At 60.2% G+C, this 25,239-nt stretch carries 24 protein-coding genes; 16 read left to right on the top strand and 8 right to left on the bottom strand.

Translation table 11 applies throughout. The annotated features are described in order from the left end of the window. Window positions 1-91 precede the first annotated feature (91 nt). The 6 genes from lysS to CX511_RS20625 all read left to right on the top strand — a co-directional run bounded on the left by lysS (window position 92) and on the right by CX511_RS20625 (window position 5,510). On the top strand, window positions 92-1,594 hold the full coding sequence (gene lysS / locus CX511_RS20650; RefSeq protein ID WP_101292663.1) for a lysine--tRNA ligase: 1,503 nt from the start codon (window positions 92-94) through the stop codon (window positions 1,592-1,594). 101 nt (window positions 1,595-1,695) lie between these two features. Continuing rightward, the gene (locus CX511_RS20645) at window positions 1,696-2,400 is read left to right on the top strand and encodes a TetR/AcrR family transcriptional regulator (RefSeq protein ID WP_045189576.1); all 705 of its coding nucleotides are present in this window, start codon (window positions 1,696-1,698) and stop codon (window positions 2,398-2,400) included. 28 nt (window positions 2,401-2,428) lie between these two features. Beyond that, window positions 2,429-2,974, top strand: a complete 546-nt coding sequence (locus CX511_RS20640; protein WP_045189578.1) for a hypothetical protein — start codon at window positions 2,429-2,431, stop codon at window positions 2,972-2,974. A gap of 37 nt (window positions 2,975-3,011) precedes the next feature. Then, on the top strand, window positions 3,012-4,289 hold the full coding sequence (locus tag CX511_RS20635; protein ID WP_045189580.1) for a flavohemoglobin expression-modulating QEGLA motif protein: 1,278 nt from the start codon (window positions 3,012-3,014) through the stop codon (window positions 4,287-4,289). Further along, window positions 4,261-5,184, top strand: coding sequence for an alpha/beta hydrolase (locus CX511_RS20630; protein WP_045189582.1), 924 nt, complete (start codon window positions 4,261-4,263; stop codon window positions 5,182-5,184). The genes CX511_RS20635 and CX511_RS20630 overlap by 29 nt, the downstream gene beginning before the upstream one ends. Next, complete coding sequence (locus tag CX511_RS20625; RefSeq protein ID WP_045189584.1) at window positions 5,181-5,510, top strand: PA3694 family proteiin; 330 nt, start codon at window positions 5,181-5,183, stop codon at window positions 5,508-5,510. The genes CX511_RS20630 and CX511_RS20625 overlap by 4 nt, the downstream gene beginning before the upstream one ends. Before the next feature lie 155 nt (window positions 5,511-5,665). Here CX511_RS20625 and lptF read toward each other — a convergent pair whose 3' ends face one another. From lptF to CX511_RS20610, 3 genes are all read right to left on the bottom strand, one after another. After that, entirely contained in the window at window positions 5,666-6,454 is a 789-nt protein-coding gene (lptF, locus tag CX511_RS20620; RefSeq protein ID WP_045189586.1) for a lipotoxin F family OmpA-related lipoprotein LptF, read from the bottom strand. 50 nt (window positions 6,455-6,504) lie between these two features. Continuing rightward, window positions 6,505-6,918, bottom strand: a complete 414-nt coding sequence (locus tag CX511_RS20615; protein ID WP_101292661.1) for a DUF4398 domain-containing protein — start codon at window positions 6,916-6,918, stop codon at window positions 6,505-6,507. Window positions 6,919-7,187: 269 nt separating this feature from the next. Next, entirely contained in the window at window positions 7,188-7,532 is a 345-nt protein-coding gene (locus CX511_RS20610) for a hypothetical protein (protein WP_045189592.1), read from the bottom strand. A 135-nt stretch (window positions 7,533-7,667) separates the two neighbouring features. On the opposite strand from CX511_RS20610, the gene ppc reads away from it, so the two are divergent. The 7 genes from ppc (at window position 7,668) to CX511_RS20575 (ending at window position 14,812) form a co-directional block, all read left to right on the top strand. Next, on the top strand, window positions 7,668-10,295 hold the full coding sequence (gene ppc / locus CX511_RS20605; RefSeq protein ID WP_101292659.1) for a phosphoenolpyruvate carboxylase: 2,628 nt from the start codon (window positions 7,668-7,670) through the stop codon (window positions 10,293-10,295). Window positions 10,296-10,548: 253 nt separating this feature from the next. Then, on the top strand, window positions 10,549-11,199 hold the full coding sequence (gene adk, locus CX511_RS20600; protein WP_045189595.1) for an adenylate kinase: 651 nt from the start codon (window positions 10,549-10,551) through the stop codon (window positions 11,197-11,199). A gap of 87 nt (window positions 11,200-11,286) precedes the next feature. Beyond that, window positions 11,287-11,961, top strand: a complete 675-nt coding sequence (gene tsaB, locus CX511_RS20595; protein ID WP_045189597.1) for a tRNA (adenosine(37)-N6)-threonylcarbamoyltransferase complex dimerization subunit type 1 TsaB — start codon at window positions 11,287-11,289, stop codon at window positions 11,959-11,961. Between the two features lie 130 nt (window positions 11,962-12,091). Beyond that, window positions 12,092-12,379 carry a hypothetical protein gene (locus tag CX511_RS20590; protein ID WP_101292657.1) on the top strand — a complete coding sequence of 96 codons (288 nt, stop codon included), beginning with the start codon at window positions 12,092-12,094 and terminating at the stop codon, window positions 12,377-12,379. Window positions 12,380-12,382: 3 nt separating this feature from the next. Beyond that, entirely contained in the window at window positions 12,383-13,252 is an 870-nt protein-coding gene (locus CX511_RS20585) for a DUF72 domain-containing protein (protein ID WP_101292655.1), read from the top strand. 33 nt (window positions 13,253-13,285) lie between these two features. Further along, window positions 13,286-14,116, top strand: coding sequence for an isocitrate lyase/PEP mutase family protein (locus CX511_RS20580; RefSeq protein WP_045189604.1), 831 nt, complete (start codon window positions 13,286-13,288; stop codon window positions 14,114-14,116). Between the two features lie 6 nt (window positions 14,117-14,122). Continuing rightward, window positions 14,123-14,812, top strand: coding sequence for an extensin-like domain-containing protein (locus CX511_RS20575; RefSeq protein WP_101292653.1), 690 nt, complete (start codon window positions 14,123-14,125; stop codon window positions 14,810-14,812). A 3-nt stretch (window positions 14,813-14,815) separates the two neighbouring features. Here the strand turns inward: CX511_RS20575 and CX511_RS20570 are convergent, their stop codons facing one another. Next, window positions 14,816-15,436, bottom strand: coding sequence for a hypothetical protein (locus CX511_RS20570; protein WP_045189608.1), 621 nt, complete (start codon window positions 15,434-15,436; stop codon window positions 14,816-14,818). Window positions 15,437-15,531: 95 nt separating this feature from the next. Here CX511_RS20570 and CX511_RS20565 point away from each other — a divergent pair, with 95 nt between their 5' ends. Next, on the top strand, window positions 15,532-16,314 hold the full coding sequence (locus CX511_RS20565) for a class I SAM-dependent methyltransferase (protein WP_101292651.1): 783 nt from the start codon (window positions 15,532-15,534) through the stop codon (window positions 16,312-16,314). Here the strand turns inward: CX511_RS20565 and CX511_RS20560 are convergent, their stop codons facing one another. Then, the gene (locus CX511_RS20560; RefSeq protein WP_045189612.1) at window positions 16,315-16,950 is read right to left on the bottom strand and encodes a TetR/AcrR family transcriptional regulator; all 636 of its coding nucleotides are present in this window, start codon (window positions 16,948-16,950) and stop codon (window positions 16,315-16,317) included. A 192-nt stretch (window positions 16,951-17,142) separates the two neighbouring features. Here CX511_RS20560 and CX511_RS20555 point away from each other — a divergent pair, with 192 nt between their 5' ends. Together CX511_RS20555 and CX511_RS20550 are read left to right on the top strand one after the other, a co-directional pair. Beyond that, entirely contained in the window at window positions 17,143-18,243 is a 1,101-nt protein-coding gene (locus tag CX511_RS20555) for an efflux RND transporter periplasmic adaptor subunit (RefSeq protein WP_101292649.1), read from the top strand. A 6-nt stretch (window positions 18,244-18,249) separates the two neighbouring features. Next, the gene (locus CX511_RS20550) at window positions 18,250-21,315 is read left to right on the top strand and encodes an efflux RND transporter permease subunit (protein ID WP_045189618.1); all 3,066 of its coding nucleotides are present in this window, start codon (window positions 18,250-18,252) and stop codon (window positions 21,313-21,315) included. 98 nt (window positions 21,316-21,413) lie between these two features. On the opposite strand, the gene CX511_RS20545 is transcribed toward CX511_RS20550, so the two are convergent. The 3 genes from CX511_RS20545 to plsB form a co-directional block, all read right to left on the bottom strand. Continuing rightward, entirely contained in the window at window positions 21,414-22,103 is a 690-nt protein-coding gene (locus CX511_RS20545) for a DUF4197 domain-containing protein (RefSeq protein WP_101292647.1), read from the bottom strand. A gap of 33 nt (window positions 22,104-22,136) precedes the next feature. Beyond that, the gene (locus CX511_RS20540; RefSeq protein ID WP_045189622.1) at window positions 22,137-22,535 is read right to left on the bottom strand and encodes a YbaY family lipoprotein; all 399 of its coding nucleotides are present in this window, start codon (window positions 22,533-22,535) and stop codon (window positions 22,137-22,139) included. 81 nt (window positions 22,536-22,616) lie between these two features. Further along, window positions 22,617-25,103 carry a glycerol-3-phosphate 1-O-acyltransferase PlsB gene (gene plsB / locus CX511_RS20535; protein WP_045189624.1) on the bottom strand — a complete coding sequence of 829 codons (2,487 nt, stop codon included), beginning with the start codon at window positions 25,101-25,103 and terminating at the stop codon, window positions 22,617-22,619. Window positions 25,104-25,239: the final 136 nt, after the last annotated feature.

The following is a 25,239-nucleotide window of genomic DNA, read 5'->3' as shown; positions in this document are numbered from 1 at the left end:
GGGCAGGTTCACTCCCTGATGGAGCGAGCGTGCCTAGCGATCCCTTGGCAATGGCAGGGGACAATGAACCCGTGATGGAAGATGTGACGACATGAGCGACCTCAAACTCGACCCGCAAGACCTGCAACAGGAAGAAAACACCCTGATCGCCCTGCGCAAGGAAAAGCTTGCTGCAGAACGCGCCAAGGGCAATGCCTTCCCCAACGACTTCCGCCGTGACAGCTACTGCAACGACCTGCAGAAACAGTATGTCGACAAGACCAAGGAAGAGCTGGAAGCTGCAGCGATTCCGGTCAAGGTTGCCGGACGCATCATGCTCAACCGTGGTTCGTTCATGGTGATCCAGGACATGACCGGTCGCATCCAGGTCTACGTCAACCGCAAGACCCTGCCGGAAGAAACCCTGGCTGCGGTCAAAACCTGGGACCTGGGCGACATTATCGCCGCCGAAGGCACCCTGGCCCGTTCCGGCAAGGGCGACCTCTACGTCGAGATGACCAACGTGCGCCTGCTGACCAAGTCGCTGCGCCCGCTGCCAGACAAGCACCATGGCCTGACCGACACCGAGCAGCGCTACCGTCAGCGTTACGTCGACCTGATGGTCAACGAAGAAGTCCGCGACACCTTCCGCGTGCGCTCGCAGGTCATTAACCATATTCGCAACTTCCTGATTCAGCGTGACTTCCTTGAAGTCGAAACGCCGATGCTGCAGACCATCCCGGGTGGCGCCGCGGCCAAACCGTTCGAAACTCACCACAACGCCTTGGACATGGCCATGTTCCTGCGTATCGCGCCGGAGCTGTACCTCAAGCGTCTGGTGGTCGGTGGCTTCGAGAAAGTTTTCGAGATCAACCGCAACTTCCGTAACGAAGGCGTTTCGACCCGGCACAACCCCGAGTTCACCATGCTCGAGTTCTACCAGGCCTACGCTGACTACGAAGACAACATGGACCTGACCGAAGAACTGTTCCGCGAGCTGGCGCAGCTGGTGCTGGGCAGTACCGACGTGCCGTATGGCGACAAGGTGTTCCACTTCGGTGAGCCGTTTGTGCGCCTGTCGGTGTTCGATTCGATCCTCAAGTACAACCCTGAGCTGACCGCTGACGACCTCAACGATATCGACAAGGCCCGCGCCATCGCCAAGAAGGCCGGTGCCAAGGTGCTGGGCTTCGAAGGTCTGGGCAAGCTGCAGGTGATGATTTTCGAAGAGTTGGTCGAGCACAAGCTGGAGCAGCCGCACTTCATCACCCAGTACCCGTTCGAAGTGTCGCCGCTGGCCCGTCGCAACGACGAAAACCCGAACGTTACCGACCGCTTTGAGCTGTTTATCGGTGGTCGCGAGATCGCCAACGCCTACTCCGAGCTCAATGACGCAGAAGATCAGGCCGAGCGTTTCATGGCCCAGGTGGCTGACAAGGACGCCGGCGACGACGAAGCCATGCACTACGACGCTGACTTCGTCCGTGCCCTGGAATACGGCATGCCGCCAACCGCCGGTGAAGGTATCGGTATCGACCGTCTGGTGATGCTGCTGACCAACTCGCCTTCAATTCGTGATGTGATCCTGTTCCCGCACATGCGCCCACAGGCCTGAGTGATCTGAACAAGCCGCCTTCCGGGGCGGCTTTTTCATGCCCGTAGAAAATTCATCCATCGGATCCAACTCATGGGGGTAGATCAGCCGTGACTCCTGCAATGGCTCAACAAGGTGCCGCTGGCGTTGCCACGACAGTTGCCGAAAGTGTTCAGTATCAGGGCCGCAAGGCCAGTCGTCAGGGCAGCGAACAGCGCCGCCAGGACATACTCGATGCCGCCATGCGCATTGTCGTGCGTGAGGGCGTGCGCGGTGTACGCCACCGCGCCGTGGCGGCTGAGGCCGGGGTGCCGCTGTCGGCGACTACCTACTATTTCAAAGACATCGAAGACCTGCTCACCGATACCTTCGCCCAGTATGTCGAGCGCAGTGCGGCCTACATGGCCAAACTGTGGGAGCACACCGAGGTCGTGCTGCGCCAGTTGCTTTCTCAGGGTGACCAAAGCCCGCAGTGCCGGGCGCGCCTGGCCGATGAAGTGGCGAAGATGACGGCTGAATACGTGCAGCGTCAGTTACACAACCGTCGTGACTTTCTTATGGCCGAGCAGGCCTTTCGCCAGGAGGCTTTGCTGTGCCCGCGCCTGGCTGAACTGGTCAAGCTGCATGAGCAGATTTTGCTCCGTGGTGCCTGCCAGATGCTTCAGGTCGTGGGCTCGCGCCAGCCACAGCAAGACGCGCTGGTGTTGACGGCGATTATCGAGCAGATGGAATATCAGGGCCTGCTCGACGACTCACGCGTTGATGCGCAAGCGCAGATGCTCGCTATCCTTACCCGGTACCTGCATTTGGTGCTGGCCGCCGTGTGAGGCGCGACCCTATTTCAAGGAGAACCCGATGAAAGCCAGAAGTCTGCTGTTGGCGCTGTCGTTCCTGCTGCTGGGTGGTTGTCTGGTGACCTTCAATGAGCCAATGCCGGCCAATGAGGCCGCGCCCAAGACCTTGCTGGGCAAATGGTCCAGCAAAGACGCCTGGGGTGAGCCACTGACCCTGCAGATCAGTCGCAGTGGCGGTGACGCTTACAAGGCAGTGGCCATCGGCAAGGACAAAAAACGTGACGAGTACGTATTCACGGTGTCCAGACACGGCAACCGCTGGTACCTCTCGGCGGGCGTGCCCAAGCGCCTGGGCGGCAACTTCCTGATTGGCGGCTTTGACGTCATAGATGGCAAGGAGTTGGTGATCTACAACCTCGATGTTGAACAGGTTAACCAGGCCGTGGCGAAAAAAGAGCTGAGCGGGCGTACCTACGAGGTACCCGAGGACAATGGTGAGGGTGTGCTGATCGACAGCCCGGCCGAGCGGGTCCTGGCCTACCTGGACGACCCGGCCAACTCCGACCTGTTCATCGAAGTGGCGCGGTTTCAGCGGGCCGGCAAGTAATCAAGGTTAGCAATACAGACCAATCAAGGAGTGTAGGGTGGACGAGTACCAGCAGACGATTCGTGCCTTGTCTGATCGCATTGTCCTGGCACAAACGCCGATTCGCGTGCTCGATGCGGTGAAGTGGGACGACACCATCCGCCAGGGTTTTCTCAACGCCAAGGGCAAGGAGCCACCCGCGGTGGACCGTGCCTATTACCAGGCGCGGCCGCTGTCGTTCGACTCAAGTGCAGTCAAACTCGAGTTCCAGAACATCGAGCGTGACATCACCCGCCAGTTGGGGCAGTTCAACCCGGTCGGGCAGATCATGCGGCGTATGTGCAAGGAATACCGCATGGTGGTGCGCATGCTTGAAGCGCGCGGCACTGAAGACTTTGGCCTGATCTCCCAAGAGCTGTACGGCGCGGCATCCGATGCGTTCCATGCCGGTGATCCGACCCTGGCCGACCTGGGCCTGATGCTTTCGGACTATCTGAACAACATCGATGGTCGCGGCGATCTCAAGGACGAACCGAAAAACCTCACCGCCAAACAAGCCGTAGAGCTCCTCCAGGGACGCTTGAACAAAGTGTTCAACGAGGCCGAGGACACCATTCGGGTGTTCGAGTCTGACGGTATCGTCGCCGATGCCGCGGCGGGTGCCGATTACATCAAGATCCGCGCTGATGCCATGTTCAACAGCCGTGACGTACGCGCACTGGAAGTCCACGAAGGCCTGGTGCATGTCGGCACCACCCTCAACGGCTTGAACCAGCCGATCTGTACCTTCCTGGCCAAGGGCCCCCCCTCATCGACGGTGACCCAGGAAGGCCTGGCGATTCTCATGGAAGTGATTGCTTTTGCCTCCTACCCGAGCCGCCTGCGCAAACTGACCAACCGCACCCGGGCCATCCACATGGTCGAGGAGGGCGCCGACTTCATGCAGGTCTACGAATTCTTCCGCGCCCAGGGCTTCGGTATGCCGGAAAGCTACGGCAATGCCAGTCGAGTGTTCCGTGGCTCGGTGCCCAATGGTTTGCCATTTACCAAGGACTTGTCCTACCTCAAGGGCTTCATCATGGTTTACAACTATATTCAGTTGGCCGTGCGCAAGGGCAAGCTCGAACAGATCCCCTTGCTGTTTTGCGGCAAGACCACCCTTGAAGACATGCGCACCTTGCGCCAACTGGTCGACGAAGGCCTCGTGGAACCGCCCAAGTACTTACCGGAGCAGTTTCGCGACCTCAATGCACTGTCGGCCTGGATGTGTTTCTCCAACTTCCTCAATCACCTGAGCCTGGACCGGATTGAAGCCGATTATTCGAACATTCTCTGAAGCATGGCGCAGGCCCCTGGGCCTGCTGCTGGTGCTGCTGAGTCTGGGTGGCTGCAGTTCGCTGCTGTTCTACCCCGAACCTGGCCAGCCGTTCACTCCAGAGAAAGCCAAGCTTGAGTACCGTGACGTAACCCTCACGGCAGCCGATGGCACGCGCTTGCACGGCTGGTGGCTGCCGGCCAAGGCGGGCGTCGAGGTCAAGGGTACGGTGCTGCATCTGCATGGCAATGGCGGCAACCTGGCCTGGCACCTGGGTGGCAGTTGGTGGTTGCCCAAGCAGGGCTATCAGGTGCTGTTGCTCGATTACCGCGGTTATGGGCTGTCCCAGGGCAACCCCGCATTGCCCGAGGTCTACCAGGACATCGGCGCCGCACTGGACTGGCTGGACCAAGCGCCCGAAGTACAGGGCAAGCCACAAGTGCTGCTCGGGCAGAGCTTGGGCGGTGCCATGGCCATTCATTACCTGGCCCAGCACCCGCAGCAGGCCAAGCGTTTCAAGGCGCTGGTGTTCGATGGTGTGCCGGCCAGCTACCGTCAAGTCGGACGCTTTGCCCTGAGTACCTCCTGGCTGACCTGGCCGTTTCAGGTGCCGCTGTCATGGTTGGTGCCCGATGGTGACAGTGCGATTTATTCGATTGCCCAGATCAAAACCCCGCCAAAGCTTTTTTTCCACAGCATCGATGACCCGATCGTGCCGCTGGTCAATGGTCTGCAGCTCTACCAGGCGGCCCCACCGCCGCGCGTATTGCAACTGACTCGTGGCGGTCATGTGCAGACCTTCGCCGACAAGACCTGGCGACAAGTGATGCTGCGGTTTCTCGAAGACCCGGAACATTTCAATGGATTGCGGCGTTTGGCCGAAATCCCCAATTACCCTGACGAGACGTCACAATGAGTGAAGAACGTAACGCGATTCCCCTGATTATCACGGGTGTATGCAGCATCATCGGTACCGTAGGGGCGCTGTGGTATTACGGCTACCTGCATTTCGCCAAGCCTGAAGATGCGCTGTTGTTGTCCGATTTCACCATGCTCAAGACAGTTCCGGGGGAGGACTACAAAATCTCCCTCAAGCCCGCCAATCAGGTAGCGCAGTGCGTTGATGGAGTCCTGGTATTGTTCGACATGTCACAGAAGGGGCTGACCGGTGTGCTGGTCGACAACAAGAAGCAGGCGGTGCGTTGCATGGGGCAGGAGACCCCGCAGGAAGTTCAGGAGTAACAGCATCGCCAATTGATGTGAGAGCTGAAGTTGAACTGTGGGAGCCAGCCTTTCTGGCGATGGCATCAGCGCGGTATCAGTTGCTGCGCGTCGCCTACATCGCTGACAAGGCCAGCTCCCACAAGACCATCACATGGCATTGGCTCTCACAATCTTCAATGCGCCTGACTCACTGTCCGCGGCGCCACCGGCTGGTTGTCATTGGAGATGGTCACTTCCACCCGACGGTTTTGCGCCCGTCCCGAGTTGCTTGAGTTATCCGCCACCGGGAACTCTTTGCCATAGCCTTGGGCAACAATCCGCGCCGGATCCACTCCGGCACGCACCAGGGCCATGCGTACCGAGGTTGCACGGCGCTCAGACAGCGACTGGTTGTAGTTGGCGCTGCCTTTGCTATCGGTATAACCCTCGACAATCACCTTGCGGTCAGGGTTTTGCTGGAGAAACTGCGCCAGCTGGGTGATGTTGGGGTAGGCACTGCTTTTTAGGGTGGCTTTGTCGAAGTCGAACAGTACGTCGCCGAAGGTCACCAGGGTGCCGCGATCGGTCTGCTTGGCGTTGAGGCTGTCCTGCAGTTTTTTGATCTGCGCATCGCGGGCATCAAGCTGCGCCTGAGCGCGCTTGTCTGAGGCATCGTTGAGCGTGGCTTCGGCACTGCGCAGGGCGATGGTTTGCTTGGCCACTTCGATACGCTGGTTGGTCAGGTAGGCGAGCTGGTCAACTTTTTCCTGGTCTTCCTTCTCCATGTAGGCCTGATCGGCTTTGTTCAAATAATCCTGAGCTTCTTTGGTTTCCAGGGCGGCGACTTTGCTCGCCTGCGGGTTGCTTTGCAGGGTCGAGAAGTTGGTCCGGGCCGATTCCAGGTTGGCGTTTGGTTGCGTGGAACAAGCGGCCAGGCCAACGCTAAGGGCCAGAAGGGCGGGGATCATCATGTCTTTACGCATAACAGTTCATCCTTTGATTGTTTACCAATGCACGGGTCGACAGCGTCGCCTCACTGGGCGTTGCGCATACCTTCCTCACGCACGTCCTGTACGCCCTCTTGGGCATCCTTTACGGTTTTTTCGGCCTTGGCGGCCTGAGCCTTGCGTTCGGCGACCCGGGCGTCCCACTCGGCCTGTTCGGCCAGGCGCTTGGCGTCGTCGTAGTGTTTGTCGTGCATGGCGATTTCAGCCTGCTTGAGCTTGTCTTGGGCCGCTTTCATTTCAACCGCGGCAAACTCGGTGCCGCCAGCGCTGACCGCAGCGTTGACGGCTGATTGGCTCACAGCGAACTGTTCGCTGGGTGGGTTGCCGGCACAACCGGCCAGCACCAGGCTGCTGCCCAGTGCCAGTGCGGCCAGTTTGAGCCCGCGCAGGTGGTTCGATGTGGTCGTAGCGGTACGGGTCTTCATGGTGGTCAACTCCATTGGATCGCTCCTGATGAACAACGAATTCCATAACAGTCCATTGGCGCCAATCAGCTGCGGCGGGAAATGCGGTCCACGCGCTTGCAGAGGGTCTTTGCCAGGATGGCTACAGGTTCTGACTTTGGCGTTTTTTCAATAGTTCAGAAAAATTGCTGCACGTTCACCGGTTTTGGCGACGGATTGGCTAGCTTGATTTTTTGAACTTCAAGCGCGGGCCGTAGTATGCGGGCGCCTGTTCAGGCGCTCGCTAACGGCTTGGAGGAGGGGCGTCAGTGGGGTTGTTCGTCTTTGCGACTGCTCATGTCGTGCAGATAACGACGGGACAATGCCAGAAAGCGCGGTGTCGGGCCGATGTCTTCGTAAAGCGGATCACCTTCTTCATCGGTGGCAATGACCTGCTGGCCCTGGATGTAGGGAAAGCTCGCTTCCAGCTCTTCCAGTGCCGCGCCGAGTAATTCACCGAGCAGTTCTTCGGGGCGACGCTTGGGGTACATCTCGGTGAGTGCGGCCAGACGCGCCGCCGATTCCACGTCAAGATGCAGGACATGGCCGGTGGGGCTCAGGCGGCCTTTGGCGTTCTGCTCCCAATGCTGCGCAAGCTCGCGGATTTTCATGATCACCTCGTAAAAGCCTGGGTACCTGATTTGAGCGTAGACACTGTGCAGGCTTTGGTCTGCCTTGAAAGCACGACCGGTACTGGGGCACTCTGGACCCAGAGCGGTTTTCCAGGAATGCCGGAGACAAGGCTGATGACTGATATCGATGTGCGCTTGCGTGAAGATGTTCATTTGCTGGGTGAGTTGTTGGGGGACACCATTCGTGAGCAGCACGGCGAAGCGTTCCTGCAGAAAATCGAAGCCATTCGCCGCAGCGCCAAGGCTGATCGAAGTGGGAGTGCCGAGCAGCTGAGCTCAAGCCTCGACGACCTCGCCGAAGATGAGCTGTTACCTGTGGCGCGGGCCTTCAACCAGTTTCTCAATCTGGCCAACATCGCCGAGCAGTATCAATTGATTCGCCGTCGCGATGCCGGCCAGGACGAACCCTTTGAATCGCGAGTATTGCCTGAGCTGCTGGCGCGACTCAAGGCCGCCGGGCACAGCGACGATGCGCTGGCGCGTCAGGTGGGCAAGCTGAGCATTGAACTGGTGCTGACCGCCCACCCCACCGAAGTGGCGCGCCGCACGCTGATCCAGAAGTACGATGCCATTGCCGTACAATTGGCCGCTCAGGATCATCGTGACCTGATTCCCGCAGAACGCGAGCAGGTCCGTGAACGCTTGCAGCGCTTGATCGCCGAAGCCTGGCATACCGAGGAAATCCGCCGCACCCGGCCAACGCCGGTGGACGAAGCCAAGTGGGGTTTTGCGGTGATCGAGCATTCGCTCTGGCAGGCCATTCCTCATCATCTGGGCAAAGTCGACAAAGCCCTGCACGCAGCCACTGGCCTGCACTTGCCGCTTGAGGCTGCGCCAATCCGCTTTGCCTCGTGGATGGGCGGCGACCGTGACGGCAATCCCAATGTCACCGCCGCGGTGACCCGCGAGGTGCTGTTGCTGGCGCGCTGGATGGCCGCTGACTTGTTCCTGCGTGATATCGATGCCCTGGCCTCGGAACTGTCCATGCAGCAGGCCAGCGAGGCACTCAGGGCCAAGGTGGGCGAGTCTGCCGAGCCTTACCGCGCGCTGCTCAAACAGTTGCGTGATCGCCTGCGCGAAACCCGTAGCTGGGCGCATAGTGCGTTGACCTCGGCGCAAGCGCCATCGCCCTTGGTTCTGCAAGACAACCATGACCTGTTTGAGCCCCTGCACCTGTGTTTCGAGTCTTTGCATGCCTGCGGCATGGGCGTGATCGCCAATGGTCCATTGCTTGACTGTCTACGCCGGGCAGTCACCTTCGGCCTGTTCCTGGTGCGCCTGGACGTACGTCAGGATGCCGCCCGACACACGGCGGCGCTCAGTGAGATCACCGAGTACCTGGGCTTGGGGCGTTATACCGATTGGGACGAAGACGCGCGTATTGCCTTCCTCCAACAAGAACTCAACAGCCGTCGCCCGCTGTTGCCTGGAGACTTCAAGCCCCAGGCTGATACGGCCGAGGTGTTGGCCACGTGTCGGGAAATCGCCGCCGCACCTGCCGCCTCCCTGGGCTCTTATGTGATCTCCATGGCCGGTGCCGCTTCTGATGTGCTCGCCGTGCAACTGCTGCTCAAAGAAGCAGGTGTACGGCGGCCTATGCGCGTGGTGCCGCTGTTTGAAACCCTGGCTGACCTGGATAACGCCGGACCGGTCATGGAGCGTCTGCTCGGCTTGCCGGGTTATCGCGCCGGCTTGCACGGCCCGCAGGAAGTGATGATCGGCTATTCCGATTCGGCCAAGGACGCTGGCACTACGGCGGCGGCCTGGGCCCAGTACCGGGCCCAGGAGACGTTGGTGCGGATCTGTCGCGAACAACAGGTCGAACTGTTGTTGTTTCATGGGCGTGGCGGCACTGTCGGACGCGGCGGTGGCCCGGCCCACGCGGCGATCCTTTCACAGCCACCAGGGTCGGTGGCCGGGCGTTTCCGTACCACCGAACAGGGCGAGATGATCCGCTTCAAGTTCGGTCTGCCGGACATCGCTGAACAGAACCTCAACCTGTACCTGGCCGCGGTACTGGAAGCGACGTTGTTGCCGCCACCACCGCCGCAACCGGCCTGGCGTGTGCTCATGGACGAATTGGCCGCCGACGGCGTCAAGGCCTACCGCGGCGTGGTGCGTGACAACCCCGAGTTCGTCGAGTACTTTCGTCAGTCCACTCCGGAGCAGGAACTGGGTCGCCTGCCGTTGGGCAGCCGTCCGGCCAAGCGCCGTGCCGGTGGTATAGAAAGCCTGCGGGCGATTCCGTGGATCTTTGGCTGGACCCAGACCCGTTTGATGTTGCCGGCCTGGCTCGGCTGGGAAGCGGCACTCAATAATGCGCTGACGCGCGGACAGGGCCCGTTGCTGGCCGAGATGCGCGAACAATGGCCGTTTTTCCGCACCCGTATCGACATGCTGGAAATGGTACTGGCCAAGGCCGATGCCGAGATCGCCCGCTCCTACGACGAACGTCTAGTGCAACCAGAACTGCGACCTTTGGGTGCACATTTGCGCGACCTATTGTCGCAGGCCTGCCACGTGGTACTGGGTCTGACCGGGCAGCCGGTGCTACTGGCGCACAGCCCAGAGACCCTGGAATTCATCCGTTTGCGTAACACCTACCTGGACCCGCTACATCTATTGCAGGCCGAGCTGCTGGCCCGTTCACGCCAGCGCGAAGCCGCTCTGGATAGCCCGCTGGAACAGGCCTTGCTGGTCACTGTGGCCGGTATTGCGGCAGGCTTGCGCAACACCGGTTGATCGTAAACACGGGGACGCCAAGTATCGTTCAAGAACGATGAGAATGCTTGCAAAGCAATAGGTTGCGCTCGGCGCAACCGGTGCTTTGCCAGCCCCGTGTGCAGAGATTTTTCCGACTTTCGACCGCTTGTGTGGCTTGAAGGCGCTGTGTATCTTGAGCAGCCTTTTGACCGATTTGTGGTCATGACCCAATTCCGGACTTGGCCCTCTGCGCCGAATCCACTGATTTGCTTACAAAAATGAGGAGCACAATATGCGCGTGATTCTGCTGGGAGCTCCCGGGGCCGGTAAAGGTACTCAGGCAAAGTTCATCACCGAAAAATTCGGTATTCCACAGATCTCCACTGGCGACATGCTGCGCGCCGCAGTCAAGGCCGGCACTCCGCTGGGCCTCGAAGCCAAGGCGATCATGGACGCTGGCAAGCTGGTTTCCGACGAGCTGATCATCAACCTGGTCAAGGACCGCATTGCTCAGCCTGACTGCGCGAACGGCTTCCTGTTCGACGGTTTCCCACGCACCATTCCTCAGGCGCAAGCGCTGGTGACCAATGGCGTCGAGCTGGATGCTGTGGTTGAAATCGCCGTTGAAGACGAAGAAATCGTTCAGCGTATTGCTGGTCGCCGCGTTCACGAAGGTTCGGGCCGCGTTTACCATGTGGTCTACAACCCGCCGAAAGTGGCAGGCCAGGACGACGAAACCGGTGAAGCGCTGGTGCAGCGTAAAGACGACACCGAAGAAACCGTGCGTCATCGCCTGTCGGTCTACCACGAGCAGACCAAGCCACTGGTAGACTTCTACCAGAAGCTGTCGGCTGCTAACGGCGGCAAGCCGAAGTACGCCCATATTGAAGGCGTTGGCTCGGTCGACGCGATCACCGCTAAGGTTCTGGCCGCTCTGGGCTGATCACGACCTGTTGGTGCAGACAACGGCCCGCTTGCGGGCCGTTGTTGTTTATAATGCCGCTCTTTTTTCTCTCGCCTGGATACACCGATGACCACCTTGCTGGCCCTGGATACCGCCACTGAAGCCTGCTCCGTTGCCTTGCTGCATGACGGCAAGGTTTCCAGCCATTACGAGGTGATCCCGCGCCTGCACGCGCAGAAGCTGCTACCGATGATCCAGCAGTTGTTGGCCGATGCCGGCACGACACTGTCGGCCGTCGATGCCATTGCCTTTGGTCGTGGGCCAGGCGCGTTCACTGGTGTGCGCATTGCCATCGGTGTCGTGCAAGGCTTGGCCTTTGCCTTGGAGCGCCCCGTGCTGCCGGTGTCGAACCTGGCGGTGCTGGCCCAGCGTGCCTTGCGCGAGCAGGGTGCAAGTCAGGTCGCAGCAGCCATCGATGCGCGCATGGATGAGGTGTACTGGGGCTGCTATCAGCAAGTCGACGGCGAAATGCGTTTGCTCGGTAGCGAAGCGGTGTTGCCACCGGAGCGTGCCGTATTGCCGGAGGACGCTAGCGGCGAGTGGTTTGGCGCCGGTACTGGCTGGGGCTATGCTGAGCGTATCCCGGTGGTACTCAGTGGCCAGGATGCAACATTGTTACCGCATGCCCTGGACCTGCTGAGCCTGGCCACCTTTGCCTGGCAGCGTGGTGAGGCGATCGCCGCTGATCTCGCGCAACCTGTGTACCTGCGTGACAACGTGGCGACACCGAAAGCGCGCTGAGTGCTGTTCATCGGTTATTCCCAGGCCAAATAAAACCTTTTGCCCGAACTGTGGTCCAGTTATCAGTCGGGCATTAGCGTAGGTACTCTGATGCTGCTAAATTGCCATCATTGCTCCTGAGAAGATCGCCATGCGTATCGACGGTTTTTCCTCACAGTCCTACCCCATCAAGCGGGCCCCGCGCAAAGCACCGGTTCGTAGTGATGACGTGGACGAGGATTTGCCGGGCGAGTTCGAAGTGCAGCCGCAGGCCAGCACTGGCCAGGCCCGCAGAGGTGGATTGCCGGCCCGTCAGCAAGACATGATCTTTCCCCGTGCACGCAATAAACGCACCGCCCAGGCCCTTACCAGTTACCTGACCACCGCAGGTTTCGTTGACTGGGAGATGGAAGTGCTGGGGTTGGACCTGTACATTTGATGGATGAGTCTGTCTACACTGCCCTATTTTCTCGGTTGCCCGTCCTGGAGTGAAAACGCCTGGCGCGAGTACCTGTACCCGGCTGACGCTAAAAGCGGGGATTTTCTTGGCCTCTACAGCCAGGTCTTCAATGCCGTAGAAGGCAACACCACCTTTTATGCCCGCCCGGCCCCGGCTACTCTCGAGCGCTGGGCCCAGATCATGCCCGCGCACTTTCGTTTCACTGCCAAGTTTCCCGGTGATATCAGCCATGGTGGGGACCTGCGGGAGCAATTGGTCGCGGCGCAAACCTTCATTGAGCTGCTCAAACCACTGGGTGCACGGGTTGCGCCCTACTGGCTGCAATTGCCGGCGGCGTTTAGCCCGGCCCGCTTGGCAGAGTTAGTGGCGTTTATCGACGAGGTTGGCGTGCCTATCGCGGTCGAAGTGCGCAACCAGGCTTTCTTTGCCAAGGGTGAAGAAGAGCGCCTGCTCAATCGCTTGCTGCTTGAGCGGGGTGTCGAACGTATCTGCCTGGACCCGCGCGCGTTGTTCAGCTGTACCTCACGTGAACTGGGGGTGCTCCATGCCCAGGCGAAAAAACCGCGGGTGCCGCCGCGTCCCACAGCTTTCAGCCAGCATCCGCAGGTGCGCTTCATCGGTCATCCGGAACTGGCGGCCAACGAGCCCTTTCTATTGCCATGGCTGGACAAGGTTGCGGCCTGGATCGAGGAAGGTCGCAGCCCCTATGTTTTCCTGCATACTGCTGATAATCGCCTGGCCGCAGCGCTGGCGCAGCGTTTTCATCGTGGACTGATGGAGCGTCTGCCGGGGTTGCCGGCTTTGCCTGAACTGGACAGGACGCCTGAGGCCGAACAACTCGGTCTGCTCTGAACGCGTCCTGCCGTCTGCCCGGGAGCTGTGATCATGGATGTACAAACCCTGCGTGCCGAAGCCTTTAAAGCCTTGCATGAACGCGAAGTCGCGTTCGTTATCCCCAACCCTTGGGATGCTGGTTCCGCCAAGTTGTTAGCGAGCCTGGGCTTCGAGGCCCTGGCCACCACCAGTGCCGGCCTGGCCTTCTCCCTAGGGCGACCGGACGCCGAAGGCGCCATGAGCCTGGAAGAAACCCTCGACAATGCCCGCGCCATTGTCGATGCCACGGCCTTGCCGGTGGCCGCCGATCTGGAGAATTGTTTTAGCGACGATCCCAAGGGCTGCGCCGATGCCATCTTGCAGGCGGCACAGGCAGGGTTGGTGGGTGGCTCTATCGAGGATGCTAGCGGTAACAGTGAAGACCCCATTTACAGCTTTCACCACGCCGTGGAGCGGGTTGAGGCTGCCGTAGCGGCCGCCCGTAGTCTGGACTTCCCGTTCATGCTCTGTGCCCGCGCCGAAAACCTGTTGCACGGGCGCCTGGACCTGGACGACACCATTGCTAGGCTGCAAGCCTTCGCTGAGGCCGGTGCTGATGTGCTCTATGCGCCAGGGTTGCGCACCGCTGAAGAAATTCGTGCGGTGGTCCAGGCCGTGGCACCCAAACCTGTAAACGTACTGATGGGCATGTCTGGTGTGGATCTGAGCGTTAATCAGTTGCAGGACCTGGGCGTTCGGCGGATCAGCGTTGGTTCGTCATTGGCTCGTGCTGCCTATGGGGCGTTCTATCGCGCCGCCGAGGAGATCAAAGGGCAGGGCCGTTTCAGCTATGGTGAGCAGGCACTGAGCTTTGATCAGCTGAACCAACTGTTCAGGCGCTGATCGAGCATGGGCAAAGGCCTGCTGCTGTGTCTGTTGCTGGTGGCGGCGGCGCTGTTTGCCTGGTATCAGGGTGTGCGCTTGCCTGACGCCTGGAACCCTTGGGCTGTGCTTGATGTGCGCCTGCCACCGAACCTGCTGACGCCTTATAAGTTGAGCCGCCTGGATGATGATCCCCAACGCTGCGCCCAGGCGTTGGCGACCTCCGAGCTGCGCTATCGGCCCCAAGCTGACAGTCCGGCACAGGCGCCTTGTCCGTTGCAGAACGTGTTGCGGGTCGAAGGTTCATCCGTGCGCCTGAGCAGCAGCTTTCTTGCCTCCTGTCCTTTGGCGGTGGCCTATGCCCTGTTCGAGCGTCATGCCTTGCAACCGGCGGCGCAGCGCGCGTTTTCCCAGGCAGTGGTGCAGGTCGATCATCTGGGCAGCTTTGCCTGTCGCAATGTCTACAACCGCAAGAACGCTCGGCTTAGTCAGCATGCCTCGGCCAATGCCCTGGACATCGCCGGCTTTCGCCTGGCGGACGGACAACGGATCAATTTATTGAACGACTGGAAAGGTGAGGGCGCCAAGGCGCGTTTTCTACGCGAGGTGCATGCCGGCGCCTGTGACAGCTTCAATACCGTGCTGGGGCCGGAGTACAACGCCGCGCATCGCAATCACTTTCACCTGGACATGGGTCTTTGGCAGATCTGTCGCTGAGGCTCAGGCGGCGATGCGTACGTTGTTAAGCACGACGGGACGGGCCCAACGGGTGTCGAAGTCCAGGGCTGATTGCTGGGCAACCAGTGTCGGCTCATCGAAGGGCTCTGGCGCCGTGTCCAGCAGATCAGCTTCAAGCTCGGCAATGGGCAGGTACAGTGATTTTGGCGCAGGGCCCGGCCCAGGCTCAGGCAGCGGATGGCCCTGGCTCATGACTACCGGACGAACCCAGGTGTTACTGATGTCCAACTGACGCTGCTGTTCGATCAGTTCAATTGCACTGAATGGCGGGGCGAGTTTTTCCAGCAGTTCTGGTTCGAACTCGGCAATCGGCAGGAACAACGGCTCAGGGGGCGCGATCTCGGTTTCCTGCACGTTGCACAGGCGCTGAGTGTGAATCTGTGCCAGCACCTGGCTGCCGCTCAGGGGCTCACCGGTGATCTTGTCGAATTGCTCGGGGGCCATGCCGCCAGCCTGGCTGCCTTCGGCTTGTTGCTCGGCCAGGGCGCGGGCAAAAAAATCCTGCCACAGGTGGCTGACGCCGCCCAGTGCCTGGGTATTGTGCCGGCCATAATCGCCAACGGGCGATAAGTAACCTGAGCTGAGCTGAAGAATGTCGGTCATGGCAGTCGCGGGCCGTGAAGGTCTGGCAAAATAGCGAATACTTCGTATATCGGCCGTGGCCGACGATCATTTAATTTTTTTGAGTAGTGGGTGTGATGGTGGAGCAACTGGCGGACGGCGGTATCCGGGTCGAGGCACTGACAGCCGATTATCAGGCCAAGGCCCAAGCGTGGGCTCAACGCCTGGATCTGCCGTTGGTTGACGACAACGCCGGGTTCGCTGTGCAAGTGGGAGCCGGTGGCTTGCAAATTCAGCAGCTCGGCCCGCAAGCACCTGGCCCTGTGCGGGTTGATTTCGTCGAAGGTGCGGCAGCGCACCGTAGGGTGTTTGGTGGTGGCAGCGGGCAGATGATTGCCAAGGCCGTGGGCATCGCCCAGGGCGTGCGCCCGCAGGTCCTCGATGCCACCGCGGGGTTGGGCAAAGATGCATTCGTGTTGGCCAGCCTGGGCTGCCAGATGACCCTGATCGAGCGCCAGCCACTGGTAGCCGCACTGCTTGAAGACGGCTTGGCGCGGGCGGCCGAGGATGCCGAGGTTGGGCCCATCGTGTCGCGCATGCACCTGCTCACCGGCAACGCTATCGAGCGCATGCGCAACTGGCAGGGCGAGCCGCCGCAGGTAATCTACCTCGACCCGATGTTCCCGCACCGCGACAAGAGCGCCTTGGTGAAAAAGGAAATGCGCGTGTTTCGCCCGTTAGTGGGTGATGATCTGGACGCGCCAGCACTGCTCGAAGCAGCCTTGGCCCTGGCCAGCCATCGGGTGGTGGTCAAGCGCCCGCGCAAGGCGCCGATCATCGACGGACCAAAGCCAAGCCACAGCCTGGAAGGCAAATCGAGTCGCTACGACATCTACCCGAAAAAAGCCCTCAAGGCCTGATCAGGGGCGATAAGCGCGCAAGAACATCGCGACCACTTCGGTAACGTGGGCGTGAGCGGCTTCGGTATCCAGGGCCGGGGAATAGCCGAGCAGCAGCCGATAGTTCGGCGCGCCCTTAAGCAGGCAGAAGAAGTGCTCCGCCGCTTTGTCCGGGTGCTCGATGCGCAGCAGGCCGCGTTGGTCGACGCGCTGCAGCAGCAGTTCCATTTCGCGCAGGACCCGCAACGGGCCGGCTTCGAAAAAGATCTGGCTGAGCTTGGGGTCTTGGGTGCCCAGGGTCATGATCAGGCGGGTCAGTTGCACCGACTGCTCGCTGCTGATTAATGCCTGAAAACCACAGCCGATATTGAGCAGCACCTGCTCCAGCGGCACGTTGTCGGGCAGCTCGAAGATCAGCTCCGGCAACTGCGCGGTGCAGGTGGCAGAGATCGCAGCAGTGAACAGCGTCTCCTTGTCGGTGAAGTGGCTGTAGACCGTGAGTTTTGAAACACCTGCCGCTGTCGCGACCGCATCCATGCTGGTGCTGGCATAACCAAGCGTTAGAAACAGCTGCTTGGCCGCCTCGAGAATGGCCTGGCGTTTAGCCAGGTCCTTGGGCCGGCCGGGGCCGACGGGAGCGGTGAGATCGTTGGGCATGTTCAGTTGTACAGATTCCAGTAAGTGCACATGGTACATCGCCGACCCGTACGGAGCAGGCAGATATCGTCATAAGCAACGCCTGTTAATACGTTTTTTCTCTTGGGCAGGCGCTTCCCCGCTCTGGTTCCCTGATTTAATATACTCGCGAGTATAAATATTCAAAGCGTCACTCGCGAAAGGTCATTCATCATGTTGCGCCTTGCCTTGCCCCTCGCTGCGCCCCTTGCGTTTGCCCTGTTGCTCACTGCCTGCGGGCAGGAGAGTGCGCCGCAGACTTCCCTGCGTCCTGCCATGGTGGTGCAGCCGCAACCGGCCAGCGCCGCTGCCGACAGCTACCCGGGTGAGGTACGCGCGCGCTTTGAGCCGGAGTTGGCCTTCCGCATTGCCGGCAAGGTCAGCAAACGCTTGGTGGAGGAGGGGCAGCGGGTCAAGGCTGAGCAGCCATTGGCCGAACTCGACCCACAGGATGTGCGCCTGCAGTTGGAGGCCAGCCGCGCGCAGTTGGCTGCCGCTGAAGCCAACCTTAATTTGGTCAAGACTGAGCGGGATCGCTACAAGACGCTGCTGGAGCGGCAGATGGTCAGTCGTTCGCAGTACGACAACGCGGAAAACCTTTACCGCGCCGGCCTGGCCCGGCTCAAGCAGGTGCGTGCCGAATTTGATGTGGCCGGCAACCAGGCTGAGTATGCGGTGCTGCGTGCCTCCCAGGATGGGGTGATCGCCAAGCGCCAGGTTGAGGTAGGGCAGGTGGTGTCGGCGGGTCAGACGGTGTTTACCCTGGCCACTGACGGTGAGCGCGAAGTGCTGATCGGCTTGCCGGAGCAGCATTTCGGCCGTTTCAAAGTCGGTCAACCGGTGTCGGTCGAGTTGTGGTCGCAACCGGATCAGCGTTTCAACGGCCGTATTCGTGAATTGTCACCGTCGGCCGATCCACGCTCGCGGACCTTCGCTGCACGGATCGCCTTCAGCGCCGGCAAGGTGCCAGCGGAATTGGGGCAGAGTGCCCGGGTGTTTATCCAGCATGATCAGCAGGTGCCGCTGGCAGTACCCCTGTCGGCGTTGACCGCTGAAAACGGCCAGACCTACGTCTGGCGGGTGGATGCCAACAATACCCTCAAGCGTGTTCCGGTACGGGTGGGCGCCTATGGTGAAAACAGTGTGCCGGTGCTTGAAGGCCTCAATGCGTCGGACTGGGTCGTGGCGGCCGGTGTGCATGTGCTCCAGGAGGGGCAGCAGGTACGACCGGTAGATCGTTCCAATCGTGTGGTGAATCTGGCGGCCAAGGAGTAAGTCCCGATGGGTTTCAACCTTTCCGCCTGGGCGCTGCGCAACCGGCAAATTGTGCTGTTCCTGATGATTCTGCTGGCTATGGTCGGCGCTTTGTCTTACACCAAACTGGGGCAGAGCGAAGACCCGCCCTTCACCTTCAAAGCCATGGTGATTCGCACCCTCTGGCCCGGCGCCAGCGCTGAGGAAGTCTCGCGGCAGGTCACCGAGCGCATCGAAAAAAAGCTGATGGAGACCGGTGAGTACGAGAGGATTGTTTCTTTCTCCCGCCCCGGTGAGTCGCAAGTCACCTTTATAGCCCGTGATTCAATGCACTCGGCTGATATTCCCGAGCTTTGGTATCAGATCCGCAAGAAAGTCGCTGATATTCGTCATACTCTGCCCCCCGGCATTCAAGGGCCGTTTTTCAACGATGAGTTCGGCACCACCTTCGGCAATATCTATGCGCTGACCGGCGAAGGTTTCGACTATGCCGTGCTCAAGGATTACGCCGACCGCGTGCAGATCCAACTGCAACGGGTCAAGGATGTGGGCAAGGTCGAGTTGCTCGGCTTGCAGGATGAAAAGATCTGGATCGAGCTGTCCAACCTCAAACTGGCCACCCTCGGTTTACCTCTGGCAGCCGTACAACAGGCGCTTGAGGAGCAGAACGCGGTCAGCACCGCCGGTTTCTTCGAGACCCCCAGTGAGCGCTTGCAACTGCGGGTAAGTGGGCGCTTTGACACCGTCGAGCAGATAGAACAGTTCCCCATCCGGGTGGGTGACCGTACGTTCCGTATCGGTGATGTGGCTCAGGTGCGTCGTGGGTTCAACGACCCACCCGCGCCACGCATGCGCTTCATGGGCCAAGATGCCATTGGCCTCGCCGTGTCGATGAAAGCCGGTGGCGACATTCTGGTGCTGGGCAAGGCGCTGGAAGCCGAGTTCGCCCGTATTGCCAATAATCTCCCGGCCGGTATGGAGTTGCGCAAGGTTTCGGATCAGCCAGCGGCGGTGAAAACCGGGGTCGGTGAATTTGTCCAGGTGCTGGTCGAGGCACTGGCGATCGTGTTGCTGGTGAGTTTCTTCTCGCTCGGCATGCGCACCGGCCTGGTGGTAGCCCTGGCGATTCCCCTGGTGTTGGCGATGACCTTTGCCACCATGTATTACCTCGGCATCGGCCTGCACAAGATTTCTCTCGGGGCACTGGTACTGGCCCTGGGGTTGCTGGTGGACGACGCGATCATCGCCGTGGAGATGATGGCGATCAAGATGGAGCAGGGTTATGACCGGATCAAAGCCGCCAGTTATGCCTGGACCAGCACCGCGTTTCCGATGCTCACCGGCACCTTGATCACGGCAGCAGGCTTTTTGCCTATCGCCACCGCTCAGTCCAGCACCGGTGAGTACACCCGTTCGATTTTCCAGGTGGTGACCATCGCCCTGATTGCCTCGTGGATTGCCGCCGTGGTGTTTGTGCCGTATTTGGGCCAGCGGCTGCTGCCCGACCTGGCCAAGCTGCATGCGGCCAAGCATGGCACCGCTGAAGGCGGCCCTGACCCCTACGGCACGCCGTTCTACCAACGGGTTCGGCGCCTGGTCGGGTGGTGTGTGGAGCGGCGCAAAACGGTAATCGTGGCGACTCTTGCGCTGTTCATTGGCAGCATCGTGCTGTTCCGATTCGTGCCCCAGCAATTCTTCCCGGCTTCCGGGCGACTGGAACTGATGGTCGACTTGAAACTGGCCGAAGGCGCATCGCTGAGCAATACCGCCGAGCAGGTCAAGCGCCTGGAGGCGATGCTTAAAGACCGCGCGGGTATCGACAACTACGTCGCCTATGTAGGCACCGGTTCGCCACGTTTTTACCTGCCGCTGGATCAGCAATTGCCGGCCGCCAGCTTCGCTCAATTCGTGGTTCTGGCAAAAACCATTGAAGAGCGTGAAGCGCTACGCAGTTGGTTGATTGCCACCCTCGATGAGCAGTTCCCAGACCTGCGTTCGCGGGTCACGCGTCTGGAAAACGGTCCACCAGTGGGTTATCCGGTGCAGTTCCGGGTCACGGGGGAGCATATCGAGCAGGTTCGTGCCTTGGCGCGCAAGGTGGCGGCCAAGGTCCGCGAGAACCCACATGTGGTCAACGTGCACCTGGACTGGGAAGAGCCGAGCAAGGTGGTCTACCTCAATATCGACCAAGACCGCGCTCGTGCGCTTGGGGTGAGTACCGCCAACCTGGCCAAGTTCCTGCAGAGCTCGCTAACCGGGTCGTCGGTCAGTCAGTTCCGTGAAGACAACGAGCTGATCGAGATCCTCCTGCGTGGTACCCAACAGGAGCGTACCGAGCTTGCCAATCTGCCGAGCCTGGCGGTGCCGACCGACAATGGTCGCAGTGTTGCCCTGTCGCAGGTGGCGACGTTGGAATACGGTTTCGAGGAAGGCATCATCTGGCACCGTAATCGCCTGCCCAACGTCACCGTGCGTGCTGATATCTACGGCAAAGAACAACCGGTCACCCTGGTCAAGCAAATCCTGCCGACCCTGGATGCGGTGCGTGCCGAGTTGCCGGATGGTTACCTGTTGGACGTCGGTGGTACGGTGGAAGACTCTACCCGAGGACAGAAGTCGGTCAATGCCGGTGTGCCGCTGTTCATCGTCGTGGTGCTGACCTTGCTGATGCTGCAACTGCGCAGCTTTTCACGCACGGTGATGGTGTTCCTCACCGCACCACTGGGGCTGATCGGGGTGACCTTGTTCCTGCTGGTGTTCCGCCAGCCGTTTGGTTTTGTCGCCATGCTGGGAACCATTGCCTTGTCAGGGATGATCATGCGCAACTCAGTGATCCTGGTCGATCAGATCGAACAGGACATTGCTGCGGGGCTGGACCGCTGGCAGGCAATCATCGAAGCGACGGTGCGACGTTTCCGGCCTATCGTACTCACCGCGCTGGCTGCCGTGCTGGCGATGATCCCGCTGTCACGCAGCGTGTTCTTCGGACCGATGGCGGTGGCGATCATGGGCGGGTTGATCGTGGCGACGGCGTTGACGCTGTTGTTCCTGCCGGCACTGTATGCGGCGTGGTTCAGGGTGAAGAAGGCTTGACGGTGGCAAGACCAGCTTCCGCAAGGTGATCATTGCTTGCAACACCTGTGGGAGCCGGCCTTGCCGGCGAGGGGCTGCGAAAGCAGCCCCGTGGTAGCTTACAGTGCGCCAAAGACCTTCTTGGCCAGGCCGGTAGCTGCTGCCGCCGGGTTCTGGCGAATGCCTTCTTCCTGCTTGGCAATCATTTCAAACAGACCATTGAGCGCTTGCTCGGTCACGTAACCTTCGACATTGGCACTCTTGGCATCCAACACGCCAAATGCTGCCGCTTGCCCGGCAAAGCTGTTGTACTGCTGAGCCACGCCGACCTGATCGGTCGCCTTCTTGACGATCGGCAAGAACTTGGCGCGGATCTGCTCGCGGCTGGTCTTGTTCAGGTATTGGGTGGCTGAGTCATTGCCGCCAGCGAGAATGCCCTTGGCATCATCGACAGTCATTTTCTTCACGGCATCGACCAGTAGCGCCTGGGCCTGAGGCATAGCGGCCTCAGCGGCCTGGTTCATGCTGGCTTCAAGTGCGTCGACCTCGGCGCCCATACCGAACTGCTTCATTTTCTTTGCGACTTTGCCGAGCTTGCCCGGCAATTCGATGCGCACCTCAGGGTTGTTGCTGAACCCCCCAGGAGTACCCAGTTGCTTCACGGCAACCTGAGCGCCTTGGGTCAGGGCATCTTTCAAGCCACCAGAGGCGTCTTTTTGCGACAGATCGCTGAGCGACAACGCCAAGGCGTTGGCCGACAGCAAGAGGCCGGCGCACAGGCCGGTAAAGGTAAGAGCAGGGCGGAACATGGCAGCATCCTTATCAAAAATCACGTCGGGCTATCAGCGAACAGCATCGACCTTGATACGCAACGGTTGCGGATCGTTGCCATCAAGTTGCACGCCATGGTGTTCGGTGTTGATGAACAAAAGCTTGCCATCCAGCTCGATTCGCGCGCTGATTGCGTAGCGGTGGCCAGGCTTGACTTGGGCCGGGTCGTAGTTCAAATGGAAAGGCAGCGGGACGTTGCCCTTGATCGGACCGTTCTGGCTGGCCAGGGTCACCGCCGGTGCGTCCATCAACGACACGTCCTGCAACGCGACACTCAGCGTGGCGGCAGGCGGCAGGGCAATGCGCTGGAGGTAGAACACTTCGCCTTCCAGGCTGGCCTTGGGGGGCGAGGGGTTACTGCTGCAGGCGGCGAGCAGGCTACCCAGTAGGATCAGGGACAGTTTTTTCATCTAAAGCTCCTTGAGGAAGGTGCCGCAGCAGCGGCAGCCAACCGGTTAAGTCGTATTACTCCAAGACACAGTCAGTTAGGACTATGCCGTTGTTTCGGGAATATCCTCGCTGCGGTGCAAGGCCACCTGACGGATCGACAGGCGAATCTCAGCGGACAGCACACGCTTGGCCGCACCCTCTGCCAGCTCACTGAGTTTCTCGTGGTAACCGAGCTTGCCATGGGTATCCGGGCGCAGCACGCCTTGTTTGATCTGGGTCTGGATAAAGTGGCGGAACAGGGTCTTGTCGAAAAACTCCGGCGCATTGAGCCCATGCAAGATCGACAGGCGCTGGGCCATGATCACGCACAGATCCTCCAGTTCTTCGGCGCTTAAGGTGTGCTGGCCACTGTTAAGCAGCAGGGCCGTGGCCATGTAGAAACGCTGCAGCGTCTGGGTGATGGCCCGCGCCAGCAGGGTCAGCAGCACAAACTGTCGTGAGCTTGGCGCTGGACGCAGGTACACGCCATTTTCGTAACGCAGCAGCCCCTGCTCGACAAAGGCTTGCAGCCATTGATCAACGACGTCGTCCAGCTCTTCGAGGTCCCAGCGAATGAACAGCTCCGACTGCAGGTACGGGTACAGCGCTCGGGTGTATTGCAGGATCAGGTCGCGGCTCATGCGTGAGCTGCTCTGGAAAAAGCTGGCCAGCAGCGCCGGCAGGGCAACGATGTGTAGGACGTTGTTGCGGTAATAGGTCATCAGTACCGCATTCTGCTCGTCCAGGTAGAGAATCCTGCCCAGCGCATCACTTTGCTCAGCCAGCAGGTCCATACCCTTGACGTAACTGATCAGAGCCAGGCCATCACCTTCGGGCAAAGTGGTGTGCGGCGAGTACGGTACGCTGCGCAGCAACGCCAGGTACAGATCCAGCACCCGCGCCAGGGCGCGTTCGTCAAGCGCCAGGCGGCTGGTGGACAGCAAGGCCAGGGCCACCAGATTGACCGGGTTGATTGCGGCCGCTTCATTGAGGTGGCGTGCAACCTTCTCACCCAGGCGTGAGGTGGTTTCGTTGAGCCAGCTTGGGCGGAACTGCGGGGCGTGCGCCTGTTCGCGCCAGCCAGGCTGCTGTTGGTCGAGGAAGGCGCCAAGGCGGATCGGCTCGCCGAAATTCACGGCCACCTGACCGAACCGCTGCTTGAGCGCGCCGATGACTTTGAAGATGTCGAAGATCGACTCTTTCTTCTTGCTCGCGCCACGCAGTTCGCCCAGGTAGGTGCGCCCCTCAAGCACGCGCTCGTAGCCGATATACACCGGGACGAAGACGATCGGCGTGCGCGAAGAGCGCAAATAACTGCGCAGGGTAATGGCCAGCATGCCAGTCTTCGGTTGCAGCATGCGCCCGGTGCGTGAGCGCCCGCCTTCGACAAAGTACTCTACTGGGAAACCCTTGGTGAACAAGGTGTGCAGGTATTCGTTGAACACTGCCGTGTACAGCGGATTCCCCTTGAAAGTACGGCGCATGAAGAAGGCCCCGCCGCGACGCAGCAGGCCGCCGATCACTGGCATGTTGAGGTTGATCCCGGCGGCGATGTGCGGCGGGGTAAGGCCGTTGCGAAACAGCAGGTACGACAGCAGCAGGTAATCGATATGGCTACGGTGGCAGGGCACGTAGATGACTTCATGGCCTGGGGCAATGCCCTGGACCTGCTCGATATGGTTGACCTTGATACCGTCGTAGATCTTGTTCCAGAACCAGCTGAGTATCACTTCGAGAAAGCGAATGGCGGTATAGGTGTAGTCCGAGGCAATTTCGTTGCCGTAGCGCAGGGCCTGGGCTTCAGCCTTGGCCAGGGGGATTTTCTCGCGCTCGGCCTCATCGGCGATGGCTTGGCGCACCAGTGGGTCGTGGACCAGGCCTTTGACCAGGTTGCGGCGGTGCGAAATGTCCGGGCCGATGACGGCGGTCTTGAGGTTGCGAAAGTGTACCCGCAGCATGCGCTGGGCCATGCGTACCGTGCGCTCGTGGCCTTTGTTGTGCTGCACCAGCTCGCGCAGGTGAATGGGGGCGGAAAACTGCACACGGGTCTTGCGGCCCAGAATCAGCACGGTCAGCAACCGTCGTAGGCGACCGGTAACCGCCCAGCTGTCAGCAAACAGTAGTTTCCATGGGCTTGATTCACTGGCTGGCGACTGGCCCCAGAACACGCTGACCGGAATGATCTGTGCGTCCTCTTCGGCATGCTGGCTGATGGCATTGACCAACCGCGACAAGGTCGGCGGCGCGCCGCGCTTGTCCTGGCGACCTAGCCAGTCTGGCTCCGGAGTCAGGTAGAAGAACGCGGCCGGCTCTTCTAGGGTACCCACCGCCACCGGCAACACCGGGCGTGGTAGCCCGGCTTTGGTGCATTCACGGTCGAGCACGGCCAGGTCGGTCAACGACGGCGACTGCAACGCGTAGAACACCGGCCGGCTGCGATCCAGGTTCAGGGTGAAGGACGACTGATTGATGGTCTCGGAGCGAACCCACAGGTACAACAGGCGACGCAGAGCGCCAAAGATCAAGCGGCGCAAGGGGGAACGGGTCATACGGTGTGTGCTCTGGGTAAATTTTTCGAGTGATTGCTCAGTTGGTTAGTGTGCCGTATCTGCGCAAGTTCAGCAAAAAGCTGGCCCGTCATAAAAAATATTTCAAGCCTGTCATATACTCGGTCCGCAGCTTGCA

The sequence above is a fragment of the Pseudomonas sp. S06B 330 genome (assembly GCF_002845275.2).
GTDB lineage: Bacteria > Pseudomonadota > Gammaproteobacteria > Pseudomonadales > Pseudomonadaceae > Aquipseudomonas.
Note: the sequence above shows the minus strand (reverse complement) of the source record. Positions and strands in the feature narration are given on the sequence as shown.